Origin of the sequence: Akkermansia muciniphila (assembly GCF_900184965.1) — a bacterium.
GTDB lineage: Bacteria > Verrucomicrobiota > Verrucomicrobiia > Verrucomicrobiales > Akkermansiaceae > Akkermansia > Akkermansia muciniphila_A.
This window is the reverse complement of sequence record NZ_FXYA01000146.1, coordinates 18,775-37,346: the sequence shown is the minus strand read 5'-3', so window position 1 is coordinate 37,346 and position 18,572 is coordinate 18,775. Positions and strand designations below refer to the sequence as shown.

General features: G+C 56.3%; 9 protein-coding genes. 3 read left to right on the top strand and 6 right to left on the bottom strand.

All coding sequences use genetic code 11. The annotated features are described in order from the left end of the window. Positions 1-14: 14 nt before the first annotated feature. The 3 genes from gyrB to CI070_RS02835 form a co-directional block, all read right to left on the bottom strand. A complete protein-coding gene (gene gyrB, locus CI070_RS02845) occupies positions 15-2,573 on the bottom strand; it encodes a DNA topoisomerase (ATP-hydrolyzing) subunit B (protein WP_094135421.1) in 2,559 nt (852 codons plus the stop codon). Between the two features lie 322 nt (positions 2,574-2,895). Further along, positions 2,896-8,757 carry an autotransporter domain-containing protein gene (locus CI070_RS02840; RefSeq protein WP_094135420.1) on the bottom strand — a complete coding sequence of 1,954 codons (5,862 nt, stop codon included), beginning with the start codon at positions 8,755-8,757 and terminating at the stop codon, positions 2,896-2,898. 305 nt (positions 8,758-9,062) lie between these two features. Next, the gene (locus tag CI070_RS02835; protein ID WP_094135419.1) at positions 9,063-9,359 is read right to left on the bottom strand and encodes an autotransporter domain-containing protein; all 297 of its coding nucleotides are present in this window, start codon (positions 9,357-9,359) and stop codon (positions 9,063-9,065) included. Positions 9,360-9,600: 241 nt separating this feature from the next. Between CI070_RS02835 and CI070_RS02830 the strand changes: the two genes are divergently transcribed. The 3 genes from CI070_RS02830 (at position 9,601) to CI070_RS02820 (ending at position 13,599) form a co-directional block, all read left to right on the top strand. Continuing rightward, positions 9,601-11,763 (top strand): AMP-binding protein, encoded by a 2,163-nt coding sequence (locus CI070_RS02830; RefSeq protein ID WP_179218292.1) that lies wholly within the window; start codon positions 9,601-9,603, stop codon positions 11,761-11,763. A gap of 3 nt (positions 11,764-11,766) precedes the next feature. Then, positions 11,767-13,131: an exodeoxyribonuclease VII large subunit gene (gene xseA, locus CI070_RS02825; RefSeq protein ID WP_094135417.1), complete on the top strand. Its 1,365-nt coding sequence runs from the start codon at positions 11,767-11,769 to the stop codon at positions 13,129-13,131. 141 nt (positions 13,132-13,272) lie between these two features. Continuing rightward, positions 13,273-13,599 carry a hypothetical protein gene (locus CI070_RS02820; RefSeq protein WP_094135416.1) on the top strand — a complete coding sequence of 109 codons (327 nt, stop codon included), beginning with the start codon at positions 13,273-13,275 and terminating at the stop codon, positions 13,597-13,599. A gap of 364 nt (positions 13,600-13,963) precedes the next feature. On the opposite strand, the gene CI070_RS02815 is transcribed toward CI070_RS02820, so the two are convergent. From CI070_RS02815 to CI070_RS02805, 3 genes are all read right to left on the bottom strand, one after another. Then, positions 13,964-15,556, bottom strand: coding sequence for a tetratricopeptide repeat protein (locus CI070_RS02815; protein WP_094135415.1), 1,593 nt, complete (start codon positions 15,554-15,556; stop codon positions 13,964-13,966). A gap of 76 nt (positions 15,557-15,632) precedes the next feature. Then, positions 15,633-17,300, bottom strand: coding sequence for a tetratricopeptide repeat protein (locus CI070_RS02810; protein WP_094135414.1), 1,668 nt, complete (start codon positions 17,298-17,300; stop codon positions 15,633-15,635). 217 nt (positions 17,301-17,517) lie between these two features. Then, positions 17,518-18,414 carry a bile acid:sodium symporter family protein gene (locus tag CI070_RS02805; RefSeq protein WP_094135413.1) on the bottom strand — a complete coding sequence of 299 codons (897 nt, stop codon included), beginning with the start codon at positions 18,412-18,414 and terminating at the stop codon, positions 17,518-17,520. Positions 18,415-18,572: the final 158 nt, after the last annotated feature.

Genomic DNA, 18,572 nt, shown 5'->3' with positions numbered 1-18,572 from the left:
AGAGAGTGCGGGGGTTAGATGTCAAGGTTGCGGACATTGAGGGCATGGTCCACGATGTAATTCTTGCGGGGCTCCACCACATCCCCCATCAGGATGGTGAACATTTCATCGGCCCTGACGGCGTTGTCATCGTTCAGGATGACGCGGAGCAGCTCGCGCCGTTCCGGGTCCATCGTCGTCTTGAACAGGTCCTTGGCGTCCATTTCACCCAACCCTTTGAATCGCGTAATTTCCACCCCGCGCTTGCCGATGGAGATGACAGATTCCAGAATGTCCATGACGGAAAACAGGGGGGTCACTTTTTCCTTGTCCCCCTCGCCCTCCACCAGTTCAAACAGGGGCGTGTCCATGGAGACAATCATATTCCCCGGAATGCCCAGTTCCGCCAGCCGTGCCAGAGCCCGCGTGATGGCTTTGGCTTCATGCAGTTCATGGGTGATGGAGCGGCGGCTGGGGCCCTCCCGTTCCGGAAGCGGATTTTCCAGCAGCTCCTCTTCCGAGGGCATGCCGAAGATGAAAAGGTCCCTGTTTTCGTCGGAAAAGGCAGTCAGGGCCTCCATGTCATGGAAGAAGAGTATTTCCTCTTCATTGCCGCAGCGCACCTTCACCAGGAATTCCGGGAATTCCCCGTTGGCCTCCCGGTGGCTGAGCAGGTCTTCCAGGGAACCGCCCTGCGCCTGCATGGATTCCGTATAGCGCTGGAGGTTGACCAGCGTTTCCAGAATGGCGGAGAGTTCTTCGGGAGAGAAGGCACGGGAACCGTCCGCGAAACGCAGGGTCACGTCATTAACGGCCAGTTCAATCAGTTTGCGGTTCAGGGCCACGTCATCCTGCACGTACTCTTCCTTTTTCCTGCGGATGATGCGGTACAGGGGCGCCTGGGCGATGTACAGATACCCGGCGCGCACCAGCTGCGGCATGTGGCGGCAGAAGAAAGTGAGAAGGAGGGTGCGGATGTGGGCGCCGTCCACGTCGGCATCAGTCATGATGATGATTTTGTGGTAACGCACACGGTCCAGTTTGAAGGAGGCTTCATCGTCCCCTTCCCCGATTCCGGCGCCGATGGCCGTAATCATGTTCTGGATTTCCTTGCTTCCCAGGGCTTTGTCCAGGCGGGCCTTTTCCACGTTCAGCACTTTCCCGCGCAGGGGCAGGATAGCCTGCGTGCGGCGGTCGCGCCCCATCTTGGCGGAACCGCCTGCGGAGTCACCTTCCACAATGAACAGCTCGCACTTCGCGGGATCCCGGTCGGAACAGTCTGCCAGTTTGCCGGGCAGGCCGCCGATGGAGAGGGCGCTCTTGCGGACTGTTTCGCGCGCCTTGCGGGCGGCTTCCCGGGCACGGGCGGCCGTGATGCTCTTCTCGATGATCTTCTTGGCCATCGCCGGGTTTTCTTCAAAGTACGTCTTGATTTCCTCGTACACGACGTTGCCCACCACGCCTTCAATCTCCGTATTCACCAGCTTGTCCTTCGTCTGGGAAGAGAAACGCGGGTTGGGCATCTTGACGGAAATGACCGCCACCAGGCCTTCACGAACGTCTTCGCCGCTCAGGGAGGGATCTTTTTCCTTCAGCAGGCCGTTGGCCTTCGCGTAACCGTTGATGACACGCGTCAGGGCGCCGCGGAAACCGGAAAGGTGCGTTCCCCCGTCCCCGTTGTAAATGGAGTTGGCAAAGCAAAGGATATTCGTTTCATACGTGTTGTTGTACTGGAACACTACGTCCACCAGAACATCGTCCTCCATCTTCTTGCCGTCGTACTCCACTTCCACCTTCCGGACGCCGGAAATGGAAATGGGGTCTTCGTTGATCACTTCCTTGTTCGTGCCCAGCTGGCGAACGAACTCCACAATGCCGTCCTTATAAAAGAACGTTTCCCGGCGCGCCGGAGCTTCACGCTCGTCAATCAGTTCAATGACCAGGCCGGGATTCAGGAAAGCCAGTTCCCGCAGGCGCGTCGTCAGGCGGTCAAACTTGAACTCCGTGGTATCCGTGAAAATGGTGGCGTCCGGGAAAAACGTGATCGTGGTTCCCGTGACTTCACAGGCACAGGAACCTACGGTACGGAGGGGTTCCACCGTCTTGCCTCGCTCAAACTTGATCTGGTAACGCTTGCCGTCCCGGCGCACCTCCGCCTTAAACCAGTCGGACAGGGCGTTCACGCATTTGGCGCCCACGCCGTGCAGGCCGCCGGAGTACTTGTACGCGCCCTGGCCGAATTTGCCGCCCGCGTGCAGGTTGGTCAGAACCAGTTCCACGGCGGGAATGCCGAACTTCGGGTGGATATCCACCGGAATGCCGCGTCCGTTGTCCACGATGGAAATGGAACCGTCCACATGAATGACAATGTCAATCTTGCTGCAATAGCCGGCCAGATGCTCGTCAATGGAATTATCCAGCACTTCAAATACGCAATGATGCAAGCCCCGTTCGTCAGGGTCCCCGATGTACATGCCGGGCCGCTTCCGCACGGCCTCCAGGCCTTCCAGTTTGTCAATCTGCGCGGCGCCGTATTCATGCTGCGCCGTCGTGGAAACGGTGGTTTCAACAACCTCGTTGGTATCTTCGGACATAACCGAAATATACTACGCTTATCTTAATTTTTTGCAAGGCTAATATTATAAAACGCGTGCGCGCGCGTAGGGCCTGTCCGTTCAAAACTCCGCTGAAATCGCATAAAAAAGGCCCTGTTACTCGCGTTCCGGTTTTTTCCGGCTCCGGATAGCGGAAGAGGGGGCCGGGAACATTTGGCGCGTTTTTACCTCATTTTTGCCCCTCTTGGGGCACTGGCGGGTTTTCCCTGGGCAACAGAGCCGTTCCGGAGTTGTTCCGGAACGGCTCTGGAGGACCCGGAGGAAGGAGGCTGCGGGGAGCCTCCTTTCCCTTTTCTTCCTGTTAGAAGTCGTAACGGTAGCCGACGCTTCCGTTCACCGAGCTGGACCCGTCACGGATGTCCGCGTTGCCGTTGACGAAAACGGTTCCTTTCGTCCCCACCGGCACGCTCAGCCCCGCTCCGAGCTGCAACGCCGTCGTTCCCGCTTTCGCCCCTCTCACGCTTTGCGTGAAGCCGGGGTTGCCCAGCAGGGTGACGTTTGTTTCTCCCCTCCGGTCTCCCAGGTCCTGCGCCGCGTTGATCCGGATTTCCCCCAGCGCTTCTCGTCCGAAGATGTTGCTGCCTATCAGACCCATCCAACGGCCGCCCAGCGCCAGCGTCCCCGTCGTCCAGTCCTGCCGGCCGACGTTCAGGCCCGCGTTGCCCGCTCCCGTTTCCTCATAGCCGTCCATCCGCGTCGTCACCACCGAGGCGTTGAACAGCGGCTGCAGCACGCTGCTGCGGTTTTCGTCAAGGTAGATGTCGCAGGTGAGTTCGTACATGGCTCCAAGGCCCCACCCGCTGGTGCTGCCCTGCGTGCTGTAGCTTCCTTCCCCGTAGTTGACCGTGCGGTTGAGTTTCGCGTCGTTCCATCCTCCCGTCAGGATGAGCGTGTGCGCCCAGCGTTTGTTCTGGTAGCGCCCGAAGAGGCTGGCGTAGTAGCTGTCCAGGTGGCCGTCGGCGCTGTCCGCCGCGCTGGCCGTCAGGTCGCCGTAGCTGGCCGTGAAGGCCGCTCCCACGGTGACGCGGTCGCTGAGGTCCGCGTCCATGCCCACAGTACCTCCCCAGGTGGTGAGCCGGTAGCCGCTTTCATCTCCCCGGGTGTCGAGCTGGGCGTAGGAGCCCGTGCCTTCCATCCACATGTGGAAGCGGGGGAGGTCGTCGTTGACGTAGGCGGGGTTGACGCCCATGAGGGTGGTCCGGTTGCGGATCCAGCCCATCTGGTCGCGCAGGGCGTCCCGCTGCGCCGTACCCAGCGCGTTGACTGTGCTTCCCGACACCGCTGCCATAGCCCTGGATGCTCCCGCCAGGTCGGAATGATCTCCCGTAACCATGGTGCTGATGGAATGCATCACCTGCCCAAGCTGGGAAGTGGCATCCAGATTATTCTTGGCCTCCCACAGAAGGTCGGAACCTGCTCCGGAATTATGGGAGTTCACCGCAGGCGTAAAAATATTGTCCTGCTGCACCGTGGCATTCAGCACAATATGATTGCCCTCCCGGCTCATGGTCGCATCCTTGTAATAAACGGCAAACAGGCCGGAAGTTCCCACGGATATGGATTCTCCCTCCGCCAGGCCGTCAATCGTGTCCGCTGTCATCAGAACCACGCCGTCCAGACTGTCATACGTTCCCAGCCCCGTGTTGCCTTCCATATTGGCAAGCGAGAACCCCGCCCCATTCCCGATGGTGATGGAATCCGCCATCAGCATAGCGGAGCCGAAAGGATCCGCCGCGCTTAGATTATAAACGAATTCCGTCGTAGAACCGCTTTGGAAATCAATGCTGCCGACGTTTAAGGAGGTATTGGAGTCTCCGGCTTCATGTCCAATGGCTTCAATACGCAGGGCGCCGGCAGAACCTACTGCAACATTCCGGTAATCAAGCGAGGGAGCGGCAGAGGTGCCTTTCAATACCAGCGTCCCCCCTCCATGAACGCCCAGGTCATACGTAGAGCTTCCCGTCTGCATTACCTGGGTCACGCTGCCGGATACGTCAATGCGCCCCTCACCATCCAACGTACCGGAGAAAGAACCGTTTCTGGCGGAAGCGGAAGAGACAGACAGGGCGCCGCCGTTCAACGCCAGCATTCCGGAACCGGAGAGGGACTGGATAGATTTTTCCCCAGTCCCGGACAGGCTCAGCGTTCCGTTCAGCGTCACGGAAGTTCCGGACAGGCCGGCTTCCCCCGTCAGGGAGAGGGAGGAACCTTCCTGAATATTCAAACTCCCCGCTCCGGAAATGGAAGTCTCCTGATCCAGGACGGAATCCCCAGCGGTTCTGAATATTCCCCCCGCAGCAATTTCCAGGGAACCGCCTTCATCTTCATCCGACAGAGTGGCTGTGACAGTCCCTCCAATCACGGTGCGCGCCATTGCATCTGCAGAAGCGGAGGCCAGAGTCAGCGTGCCGACATTGTTGGCGCTTCCGTTCAGTTCCAGCGTGCCTTCTTTAACAACAACCGCATTGGGGGTATTGACATTGCCATTCAGCGCCAAGGTCTTTTCTCCCGTCTTGATCAGGTCCGTGCCGTCACCGTTCACGGTAAGATTGCCGTTGAACACGGAGTCGTTCAGATCGTTCGCAAGTTCGATTTCCAGGGAACCGTCTCCGGCGGCATTCACCGCCAGGTTACCCGTGCTGCTGGTGCCGGAGGAAAGATGCCGGATAACAGTCTTGTCCGTATTGGCTGCGGGTACGTCAAAATTCAGGGTGAGATTCGTGTCCACAATCACCTGCGCATAGGAATTCAGGGCCGGAATTTCCGTTACTGAGGAACCGTCTGCGGAAGCGATATAAATCTGGTCCGTTCTTCCGGAAATGATAATGCTGCCGCCATCCACTCCCTGGATGCCAAAGCCCAGGCTTTCCAGCGTAGCATTAAACGTAAGATGCCGGTTGAGCCATGCCACCAGGCCGCTGTCCGGCAATCCGGTAATCGTCCCGTCTGTCAGCAGAATACCGACAGATTCCTGTTCGCGCATGGCAATCAGGATATCCGTATCAATATCCATGTGCAGCGTGAGATCGGAAGAATCTCCGCCGAAAGAAACAGTCCCCGTAGCCGTATCATTAAACTGAATCAGACTACTCTGGTCCCCGGCAGCGGCATACGTGGTATTTTCCACTCCCACATGCAGGGAATTGCTTCCCGTCAGCGTCAGATTCCCTGTCAGCCCGGTAATGGACGTTCCCGCCGTAGCGGTGTTGATGCTGCCCACTTTGTCGCCGGACAGCCCGCCCAAATCAATATCCCCGGAATCGGCCTCCGCGTTTACGGTTACGCCGCCCGCCGTAACATAAGAGACGGCATGTTGCAGCCCTCCTTTGGTAATATTGACATTGTTGGCAATCTCCTGGCCGTTCATATCCAGAATGGCGCCGCCGTTGACGAAAACATCTCCGGCGCCCAGAGACCCGGCGCCCAGAGCTTTCACTGTACCGCCATTCAGCGTAGTTCCTCCCTGATAATTGTTGGTGGAGTTCAGTTCCAGGGCCGCGGAACCGGCAGCCCTGTCCACTACCAGCGCCCCTGCTCCGGTAATCTGCCCAGCCCAGGAACCGGAAGCCTCTCCATTGCCCAGCTGAACCGTGCCGCCGGTAATGGCGAGCGTTCCCGTCGCGCTATTATCCTGCGTCAGCACCAGCGTTCCGGCTCCGGCCTGTTCCACCCTGGCGTTCAAGGCCCCTGCCGCTCCTACAGTGGCGTTCATCAGGATAATATCATTGGTGTAGGAAAATTTAAACAGGCTTGTCCCTCCGTCAGCCTTCAACACCACGCCATCCCCGAAAAGCTTTCCATCATTCAGAACTGCATCCGTATTGTTGCCGAACACCCATGTAAACAGGGAATCGCCTGTGTGGGAAAATGCTCCCTGGAACCCGGTCATATCTCCCGTCAAATAAGCGAACGCATTGCCCAGAGCTGTGGTCATGGAGCCAGACCCGGTAAACGCCCCGCCGAAGTAATAGGAATTTCCGCTTCCCCCGTTCAGATAGGAACCTTTTTCCAGAACATTGATTGTCGCCATAACAGCGGTATCCGCCGTGTTGACGGTTCCCAGCCAGAAACCGCGTCCATTCAAGGTGACCGTTCCCCGCCCCATACTGGCGGCGGTGGCAAACTGAAGGTCGCGGGCATCATTCGAATTTCCCGGATTATTGTTCAGCCCGGCTGCCACCAATTCCCCGGTAAAGGAAGAATTATCTCCGGAAATATAGAAACGGGACCTGGCAGCCTGGTTGTCCAGCTCAATCCGCCCCGCTCCGCTCATGCCGTTGATGACGATATTGGCATTGTCTCCGGCAGATATTCCGTTAATGGTGCTGGAAATGGCAAGCGTCCCGCCTGCATTCACCGTAACTCCCGCGGAAAACTTCGTTTGAACACTGCCGGAAGCAATGGACACGCCCCCTTCATCCACCGTCAGGGCCCCCGTATACACGGCGCCGCCGAGAGCCAACACGCCGTCGCCGGACTTTTCCAGGTTCAGCGTCTTGTAACGATCTGCGGAAGCCCAGCTTACGTTATTGCCGTTGGTATCCACTTTCACGGAACTCTTGCTCATGGAGGAAATCTGACCGGAAATATCCGCCGTTACTCCTGTTCCATACCGGAGGGTACCGCCGTCAAACGCCAAATCCCCTGTGCCTAAAGCAGCGTCATTCCCCATTTCAAGCGTTCCACCCTCCAGAATAACCTTTCCGGCATAATCAGCATTATCCATATTAATGGTTAGCTTGGCATTGCCGGTCTTCTCCAGATTTCCGCTGCCTTCCAGAGCTCCTCCTCCCTCTGCGGCCTTCCATACATAATCCGTCGTATCCGCCTGAACCATCATGATTGTGGGAGAGACAACGCCATCAATGGTTACTGTTTGCAGGGAATTCCCGTCAATATCTCCCATGACCACTCCGGAACCATTATGATACACGCCGTCATTTTTCCACGGTGAAGAAGCCGGAGCAGTTACAGACCATATCCCGTCGCCGCCTTTCCATTCAAGCAAAGCAACCTGCTCCACCACCAGGGTAAGATTATTGTTCTCCGTGCTCCAGGAACCCAGAAGATTGTCGCCCAGAACAAAGGAACTGGCAGGGACTCCTGTCACGGAACCCGCATGAATCAGGCTGTACGAACCCTCCGCCCAGGCCACGCCTTCCATCGTTCCCTGCCCCAGAAGCAGTTCGCTGTTCACGGTCAGCGTTCCTGTTACATTAAGCAAGTATGCTCCGGACGCCGGAAGAGCGGAAAAATTCAGAAGAGACGCGTTTCCCAGCGTCAAATTCCCTGTAATGGTTCCTGAAGAGCCCAACGTCAAAACACCGGCGTTCGCAATGCCGAGCGTTCCTCCGTTCATATTCAGGGCCGAGGCATTGGAAAGGCTGACATTGGCGAACTGAGTGGCAGCATTCACGGTCATGCCGGAGGAACCGCTCACGGTCAGGGCATTATTATAGACGGCATTATGCTGGGCCGTCACATTGCCGCCGTTTAAGCTGACTGAGCCGGAACCCAGAGCCGCGGCATTGTTCAATTGAATGGTCGCCCCATGGGAAATGACCCAGTCAGCCGTCATGGAGGACTGGGCCGCCGTATTCAGAACAAGGATACCTGAAAAACCGTCAGCCCCCACCGTCATTGTCTTGGCTCCCGTCCCGGCCGTTCCAAGACCACCGTAAATATTCATGGTCTTGCCGGCCGCAATTTTAAACAGGGCGCCGGAATTGAAAACAACTCCATTCCATACCTGGTTGGCAACACCCAGAGAAAAATCCCCGCCTATGTCAAACAGCGCATATCCTTCTCCTCCATCACGCAAATTAATGGTGCGGTTGGAGCCATTGCTCTTGGAAACGCTGAATCCGTCAGAATTATCCGTAACAGTTATGCCCCCAAGCGAAAGCGTATTGAAAGAAGCTTGAAGAGCCTTGAGCTGCCCCGTCATGCTTCCCGCATCAAAACGCATGCTGTTCGTCGCCGTACCGGCCCATGTTGCCGACCAGTTGCCGCTGCCGTAATCCGGAGTCCAGTTAGTATTCAAATGAACATCCACCGTCCCTCCTAGCCATGTATAGGTTTCCGCAGCGGCACGTGGTGAGGAAACAGCGGCTATGCAGGCAAGCAGGGAGGACAAAAGACTTAAAGGAAGGTGCAGCTTCATGATTTTTAAAAGATGTACGGAAACTTCCTCCCGAACCTGACAGGAGGCTTTTTATCATCATTAGCGGATTAAAAATCCACCTACAAGCTTAAACGTTGATTCCGTAGGTGTTGCGCATCTTTCAGAAGAGACCTTTCATCCTTTATCTGGTCTGGAGCCAAGGATATCCATCACTCTATCCTTATCAGTATAAACAAACAATCGGGCCAACTCTGGTATATTGGCCCGGTTCCCATCGCACGGCGAATTTTTAATCCGCTTTATGAATCCAAGCGATTTTGACGAAAAAACAATTTTAATATAAATTATTCCAATATATTATGAAAACTACTACTCCGAACAGTAGAGCCGGCTCCGTCACGGATATCCGCGTTGCCGTTGACGAAGACGGTTCCTTTCGTCTCCACGGACACGCCCAGCCCCGCTCCGAGCTGTAGCGCCGTCGTTCCCGCTTTCGCCCCTCTCACGCTTTGCGCGAAGCCGGGGTTGCCCAGCAGAGAGACGTTTGTTTCTCCCCTCCGGTCTCCCAGGTCCTGCGCCGCGTTGACCCGGATTTCCCCCAGCGCTTCTCGTCCGAAGATGTTGCTGCCTGCCAGCTCCATCAATCAGCAAGTGAAATATCGGAACAAACTGATTCACGGAAACGCCTCCGCAGGAGAAAAACGCAGAATCCAGACCATTCCACGAAAAAGACAACATTTTTTCATAAAAGCGCACCAAGCCGGGAAAGGTTTTCAATAACAGGCATGACTAAAGGAAAAGCAACTGGGGTCATATCTTTCCTCCTTGCTCCCGGCCCTGCAACTTGCTAAAATGCTTCAAGCAAGTTTTTATCTTTTTCCCATGGCCATTTTTGGTTCCTCCAATTTATCCGAATCAGGTGATTTGTTGATTTTCAACAAAGTATCTTACAAAACCCTTCTGATGTTCGAAAAAGAACTGGGCAGGGACCGCATGACCTACCTGGTGGAAGAAGGCCTCCCTCCGGATACAGCCACCGCCTCCCATCTGGAATCCACTAAAGCGGACGGCATCCTGTTCCAGGCCGGGGGCAGCGACCCTATTGCGCTGCGTTCCGCCATCATGGAACGCCTTAACGCAGGCAAAAGAGTAGTATTCCTGCCCGGCCCCGTCTCCCATGTGAAAGGCTCCATCAGCCAAATTCCGGCGCGGGTCATCAAGGCTCTGGAAGCCCTGCACATTTCCCCCGTACCGGTCTATACCGGCTTTTATACGAACTCCGTGCTGGACGCGGAGGCCGATACGGACGCCCAGGCGGATATCCAGATACATATTCTCCCCAAACTGGCCCCTGGGGCCGAGATGGCGGCGCGCCTTACTTCCGCGTGGCTGGAATGCTCCGCCCAGGCATACGCCACGCTGCCTCAGCTCCACGGTTCCCTGTCCGCCCTCCTTTTCCGCAGCCTTAAACTTCATTCCGACTGCCGGGTCATCGACGGCATTGACGACACGACGCTGACCTACGGCCAGCTGCTGGCCATTTCCGTAGCCTTTGCCAAGAGGTTGAAAAAAATTACCGCAAACCGCCGGGTCGGCATCATTCTTCCGCCGGGCAAGGGGGCGGCCATTGCTAATCTGGGCTGCCTGTTCGCCGGGAAAACGCCGGTGAATTTCAATTATTCCGCCTCGGAAGGAGCCTTCGCCAGCTCTGTAAAGCAGTCCGGCGTGGACTGGTTCATCACTGCGGATACCTTCATGCGAAAGCTCCAGAATTTCCCGTGGCCCCCCCAGCGGGATCTGATCCTCATGGAGCGGGAACTTCCCCTGCTTAAAGGTTCCGCCAAACGCTGGGGCCTCGCCATTAAATTCCTGACAGCGGGTTTCATTATTAAGAAGCTGGGGCTGGATGTTCCTACAGGAGCAGACGAAGCCGTGCTGATGTTCACTTCCGGCTCTTCTGGAGAGCCTAAAGGCGTGCCTCTGACCCATCACAATCTTCTTTCCAACATCTCTCAATGTTCTTCCCGCATTACGCTGGAACCGCAAAGCAGGTTTCTGGGAAGCCTGCCTGTATTCCACTGCTTCGGCATCACCATCGGACTCTGGTATCCGATGATCGGCGGATATGACATGGTCACCTACCCGTCCCCTCTTGAGGCTAAACGGCTGGGAGCCCTTATCAAGCAGTACGGAATCAGTCTGGTAGTCACTACGCCCACTTTCCTGCGCGGTTTTATGAAACGCTGCGAAACGGACACCTTTCAAACCGTCCGCTATCTGATCGTTGGCGCGGAAAAATTGCCGGAAGACCTTGCTACTGCTTTCCGGGAAAAATTCGGCGTCATTCCCTGCGAGGGCTACGGCCTGACGGAAGCATCTCCCGTCTGTTCCGTCAACTTCATTGATCCGGCGCCATCCAATGCCGCCGGAGACTTCATTCCCGGCATGAAGAAGAGTTCTGTAGGAGCCCTCCTTCCCGGGCTCGCCATACGCATCACCAGCCCCCACACGGGACACGTGGTTCCCATCACTACTCCCGGCATGATCTGGCTGAAAGGGCCGAATATCTTTCCCGGCTATCTGGGCGGCTCGGAAATCGACCGGGACATTTTCGTGGACGGCTGGCTAAAAACCGGAGACATAGGTTCCGCAGACGAATTCGGCTTCCTGAAGATTGAAGGACGCATTTCCCGCTTCTCCAAAATAGGCGGGGAAATGGTGCCTCATGAAGCCCTGGAAGCCGCCATTATGAACATTTGGAATCTGGATCCGGCGGACGAAGAACGACGGATAGCCGTCGTCACCATTCCGGATCCCGTAAAAGGGGAAGCCGTAGCCCTGCTCACCACCCTGGTGACGGATTACGTACACCAGGCTCGGACCCTCATCAGGCATGGCCTGATTGACCAGGGACTGCCGGCCCTCTGGTGCCCCAAGGAAATTATTCCCGTAGAACGCATTCCGGTGCTCCCATCCGGCAAACTGGATATCAAGCAATGCAGGATGCTGGCGTATGAAGCTCTGAACATTCCCTTTGAACCATAATTTATGGAATTCCTGGAGGAAACGCCCGCCGCGCCCAACCCCATCACGGTCAAACAGCTCGTTTACCGCCTGAGGGACACAGTCAGCATCGCCGTGGGTACCCAGTGGGTAGTGGGAGAACTGAGCAACGTCAGGCATCACACCAGCGGCCACGTTTATTTCACCCTGAAGGAGCAGGGAGCGGAAATTTTCTGCGCCTTTTTCAAGGCAGCGGCATCCAAATGTCCCATACGGCTCCAGGAAGGGATGAAAGTCCATGTCCTGGGCAGCGCCACCGTGTACCCGGACCGGGGACAGCTCCAGCTGGTCATCAGGCAGGTAAAAGCCGCGGGACAGGGAGATTTGCAGGCTCGCTTTCTGGAGTTGAAAGCAAAGCTCCAGCACGAGGGGCTGTTTGACGCGGAACATAAAAAGAAGATTCCCACGTTCCCCCGCGCCATCGGCATCGTCACCTCCCCCACTGGCGCCGTCATCCAGGACATACGGCACGTATTGGAACGCCGTGCTCCGTGGGTGAAGGCTTATCTGCTGCCCGTACGCGTGCAGGGGACGGGAGCGGAGCACGAAATAGCGGCTGCCGTGCGCGCCTGGTCCGGAGCTCCCTCCAACGGCCTTCCCCCCGTGGACGTGCTCATTGTAGGCCGCGGCGGCGGCTCCATTGAGGATTTGTGGAATTTCAATGAAGAAACGGTGGCGCGCGCTATTTACGAATGCACCGTTCCCGTGATTTCCGCAGTGGGTCATGACACGGACTTCACCATTGCGGATTTCGCAGCGGACCTGCGCGCGCCCACCCCCACCGCAGCTGCGGAGCTGGCCACGCCGGACGGACCTGAATGGCTCCGCAAACTGTCCAGAATGGAACAGGCTCTTCAGGCCTCCGCACGGCATTCCCTATTGCGTTCCAAGCTGAAACTGGATGTTTACCTGCGGGGGAAACTGTTGGATGCGTATTCCCTGCTCTCCCCTTATTCCCAGCGCCTGGACGATATGCAAGAAACCCTGCAAAATGCCGCAGCCACGCGATTTTTTCAGAGTACACTGAATATCAATAAATTGGAACACCATCTACAAATGCGCCACCCGGCCCACAGGAATCGGGAGCGCACGCAGCTTCTGGCTTCCCTTCAGGCCGGCTTATCTCATGCAGTCGCCGCCCGCATGGCGGATTTATCTTCACAACTTACTCTGATTCAGACGCATCTTGAAGCTCACAGCCCGGAACAGACCCTTCGCCGCGGATATGCCCTGGTGGAAAACCAGGATAAGCAGCTTATCCGGCAAACAAACCAGGTGAAGGCAGGAGAAAAATTGAAAATCCGCGTTTCCGACGGTTGTTTTTATGTCAGGGATGACACACCGCAATAAACTGTCTACAAACATCTAGCGGTGCATTTTTTGCACTCAATCTAACAAATTGTTTTTTTTCTGGATTTTGCAGGAAATGGAACCTATCCTAATAGAAGCTTACCACTGCTTCTATCACCCGGTCCCACAACTCCTGTTCATATGCCTTGTAAAAACATCACCCGTTACACTTACGAAACAACGGCCTTTCAGGGCTACCGGTTGGCGATCTGTAAGAACAAGCGTTTATTCACCCGTTATTTCTCCGATTCTCAATACGGGGGCGCTGATGCGGCGCTTCAGGAAGCCATGAGGGTGAGAGATAATATTTTCAAACTTTTCGAACAGGGCAACCTTACGGTTAGCCAAATTTTCGCAAAATATACTGTGCGCTCTCGCCGTCAGTCTGCAGCTGACCGCCGTGAAAAAATGGTTCATGGGAAAAGAGCTCTCAGCCATGTGAGGCAGAAAGACAAAGTCCGCAGCTAAAGATTCTGCGGAAGCTGTTTTTCAGTTCTGCCTGAAGGTATGAATCATACCGGAAACGTTACATTTGCAAAAAGAGGCATATAATTTGTTGACAGGTCTGGAATCCGTATTCCCCTTCAGAATGCGGAATACCCGTCAATACAGGGAAACGGAACCTGCCCAAAGTTCTTTGATGATGCCATGGGAGGATTAAAGCGGCATTTCGCGTAAAAAGCCCCTTCAGCAATCACGCAGCCGCCCGCAGGCATCCTGTCTCGGTTCAAGCCCCAACCGGAGCCTCCAGGAAACTTTGCGTCCCTCCGGTATGCCAATTGAGAACTTTGCCTTTTCCAAAAAAGGAAAGCCTGACTGAGAGCAGGGGCGACTATCTGCGGCGGCGGCGCGAGGCGCGCCTCTCCGGCTCTTCCGCCGGAACTTCCCCTATTTTTCCCAGCACCCTGCGGGCCTCCGTGGTTCGCTTTTGCTTGAGACACACGCCAGCCCAGTTGCGGTGAATTTCATGGTAAAGCTCTCCCAACTGAATAGAGGCCAGATTGTTCCGGAGTTTCTCCTTATCTTCCGAAGTCAACGCATCCCACTCCTCAATCAACTTTCCATATTGGGCCTCCGACAAAGCCCACTGTTCCCTGCCGGCGCTTATCTCCGCCTGAAGATTCAGAATGACCGGCTGAAGCGCCTGAACAAACGTGGTATTTTCACGGGCCACTTTCATTGCCTGCTCCAGATACTTCACAGCCTGATCGTAATCCCGCGCCTTCAGGAAAGCCGCGGCGATATTCACATCTTCATAAGCCCGTTTCACCAAAGCCTCTGCCTGGCTGTATTTTTCAAGCTGGGAGCGCATGGACGCAATATCCTGGCTCAGGCTGGAGCCGCTCAAAATACGGGGAGCATCCACGCCAAGCGTCATGGCGGCTCCTTCCGCACGGGACAACAGGCGGGAAGCCTCCCTCAAATCCCCCATTTGCATCCTTACCTGCGCCAGGGCAAGCATTGTCTCCGGCGTGCAGTCCATCTCCGTTTCAGCCGCACGGAAGCAGATCAGGGCTGCTTCCAGCTGGTCGGCCATGGCCTTCAATTCTTCCTGGGAATACTTCCGGCGCGCATTAAGCGGCATCTTCAGTTCATTCAGGATAATGCGGCCCATATCAGGGTTGGCGGTCAGGCGGAATTTAGTAAGAAGCTCCCGGGCAATCGCGCTTCCTGTGCCGCTGGGCAACCCGGTAGCCTTGTCAGGCAGGGTATCCTGAAGCAACAGGATTTTAACCATGCTCTTCACATCCTCCGGCTTGTTAAGCATGCTCCTCATGACAGGAGAAACAGCCTGTTTGCACAACGCGGAAAAACGCTCAAACCTGGCCTGGTCATACGCATAACGGATTAATGGCTCCAGGCAAGCTAAATGGAGGGAAACCTGGTCCTCCGGCGTATTTTTCAAAATCACTTCATAAAGCTTTTCCGCCACGGCATCATGCTTGCGGCGGGCGAATTCCTGAGCCCAGTTCAGGCTGACGCCCAGGAGGCGGATTTTGTCCTCCGCCGCCATAGAGGAAGAAGCGGCGAGCTTTTTTTCCAGGAGCGCAGCCAGCATAGGTTCGGATTCTTTCAACATGCCGCGCCGGTCCATTTCCACCGCCAAAAGCCATGCAAAGGAATCTCTGGCTTCGGGAGAATTCATCCATTCCACCTGCTTGTCCACGGAGGATGCCATCTGCGCCAGCTCTGCATCGGAGCCGTTCCAGGAAGCCAGCATATCCTGCAAATGCCCCATGGCCTGCGTCTGGCTGTGCACCTCATGGATGGTTGGCTTGAACCACCCTTCTATCGTAGGCCAGCACTGGATGTAGCCAAACCAGAGCCCTCCCAGGAGGACCAGAAAGAGGACCGGTTTCCAATAAGACTTTTTCTTGCGTGCGGGACGGTAGGGCTTACTGGAAAAATGGCGCTCGGAACTCATGCAGGCATTGAGCCAAAAAGACGGCACAAATCAAGCAAAATAAACGCCTCGCAACGTCTTACGAAACTCCTGCATCCTATCTCCGTGAAGATTTGGAGTTCACGGAGGTTCTGCGTCCGGGGGACGCCATGCGCACCCGGGGAAAACCGGATTCCTTCCAGCAGTCATCCGCTTTCTCCTTCATGCCCAGTTCGTCGTAACAGCGTCCAAGCTGTTTGTAATTTTCCGACCGCTGCTCCCCTTCCAGCATGGGAAGAACCGCCTCAAAAGCCTCTGCGGCCTCCTTCCATTGTTCTCCGTCGCACAGGGCGTACGCTTTGCACAGATAAGACTGAACCAGCAAATCTCTGCGTTCCGCCCCCTCCACGCATTTCAACAGGGAATCCACCGCTCCGGCATAAGCAATCAGGGCGCCATCCCTGTCCCCTGCCATATCGCAGGCAAGCCCCAGGGAATAATATACGCGGCCCAGGGACAGAAGATCCGAGCCGAAATGGGACTTCCGCAACTGAAGAGCCTTTTCCAGATTCTCCCTGGCCTTGCCCCCCTCCCCGGCATCCAGCCATGCCTTGCCCAGTCCTTCGCGTGACTGTGCGGAAATGATGGGAGAAGCCGAGCTGTTGGAAATGGCCTTTAAAAAATCCGCCCGGGCTTCCGGAGCGGCCTTGCGCAAGATGTTGACCCATCCCCTTTGATCATATAACCCGGTCCAAAAAGCATGGTCTGCCGGCAATACGCCGCGGGCAGCTCCTTCCGCCTGGTAAAGATAAGCTAGGGCTTCCTCATAATTCCCCTGCTCCGTAGAAATGCGGGCCAGACCGCGCAGGGCATTGAGGCAGTCATTCAACAGGTAAGAGGCATTTTCCGAGCCGGAAAGTCCCTTTAAAAACAATTCCCGGGCCTCCTCCTTCCTGCCGGCTTCCAACATGGCCTCCCCCATGCTGATGCTGGCTAGGGCCAGGTCTCCGGTGGTCTTGTCCGGCTGGGAACACAGGGCCAGAGCTTTCTTGAAATACTCGCGCGATTCCGGAATGCGTCCCGTAGTGCGCGCCAGCCTTCCCTGGGCGGCCAAAAGCCTGGACCTGACAGGGAGGGCATCCGGCCCCAGATGCGAGGCGGCATCCACCGCACGCTGGAGCAACATATTTGCCTGCTCATTCCTGTTCAGCATCTGGTCAATGGAACTCATAGTCTGAAGGGTCCGCACCAGCGGTTCGGTCATTCCTTCCTTCTCATATCCCTCCTCTGCGGTTTTCAAATAATCGTAGGCGGAAGTGTACTGGTGCTCCGCCAACAGGGCCTTTGCCACGGCATCCGCGCGGGGGGCCCATACCTGACAGCGTCCGGCGGCGTATCCCGCGTCAATTAATTCCCTGGCCGCAGGCAGAGCAAGAATGGCGCCGCCCCGGCTAATCAACTCGCGGGTAAGGCCCCAGGCCGTTTCTGTCCGCAGTTCCGGATCCCTGATCCATGCCAGGCGTTCCTCCCGGTTGTCCAGAATGCCGGCCAGGCTCTCGCGCGAGGCAAAGACATCCGCCATGAAGCGGGACAAATTCTGCATGGCCTTTTCATCGCTTTTCTGCACCACCACCGGCGGAGTGGTCAGCATCCCTTCATCATAGCCGATGCGGTACGCCATATGGTACGTCAGAAACTCCAGCAGCATCACGAGAACGCACAGGCACAGGGCAATCAGCCACTTGGTACGCGGAGACAGAGGGGGCAAAGGAGAAGATGCCTGCATAACAGGTGCATAACGTTACCGGGCGTTCCCTGAATTTCAAGCTTTTTGCACGGGGAGCAATCCTCTGCCGTTTCTGACCGTGGATAAAAAAGAACCATCAACAGTCTGCCGGCCGTCATTGGGAACCGTATCAAAAGCCCCTCCCACCCGTTCTTTCCGGCTATGGACACCCCTATAACTCTGCCGGACGCCTCCGCCGGACCGGTTGGCTCATCCCTTATCCATCCCTGCGCTTTCGTTCGGACGCCCGGTACAACTGCCAGGCATTCCATAAATTATGCCACAGTACATAAAATGTAGGGCCAAGAGCGGCAATGGGGCTGGCATACGTCAAAGCCAGATAAATGGACAGGGTGGTATTCTTCTGGCCCAGCGCCTGGCTGCACTCCGCAGCGCGCGTGCGCCCCCCCAGCAAATGCCCCAGCCCGAAATTGAGCCCGCAAACCAGCAGGGCAATCACGCCAATCTGTTCCAAAACACGTTCCGAAATGCCCTCACGGGAGGAAATATCATAAGAAGCGTTTGCGGCTATCAAAACCAGAATCACCACCCAAATGCCAAAGGTGACGTCTTTCAACTTCCTGGGCCAGGCAATCGCGCGCGGATAAAAACGCCGCGCCGCCAGCGCCAGGGCCAGGGGAAGCAACATGACCAGGGAAATATTCTGGGCCACGTTCAGGTAAATCTCAAAACCGCCCCGCCCCACAACCGCCGGCAGGATGAAAGGCAGCAGGGCGCAGATAATACCGTTAATCAGCAAAAGGGCGGTCAGCATAAACTCCACGCTGCCGCCCAGCAGCCCCATCACCACGGGAGCCGCCGTGGCTGTAGGCATGATGCCTACGAAAAAAGCGGCCTGAGCCAGATACCCATCCCCAAAAACAAGGCGGCACACACCCCATGCCGCCAGGGCGACCATGAGATTAGCCCCCGTCAGGAGCCAGTGAGCCCGTTCCGGCTTCATGCGTTTGAAGCGGATGCCCAGAAAGGTTACGAACAGCATCACAATCAGCATCCACTTGAACGTCCAGCTGTACACATGCAGACCGGGCATCATGTACCCCGCGATGAAGGCCGCCACAATGGCAAATGTGCGGATGAGGGACTTGAACATGCGGAATGCGGTGAAACGATTACGCGGGATTTCCGAGCAAATGGATGAATCCGCCCCTCCCGCGGACGCTCCATCCCAACGAATCTCGCCAACAAATCGGCAAGCCGGCTATCATGCTCTCAACAGCCGGCGCCACTCCACCCCCATGATGCCGGGAA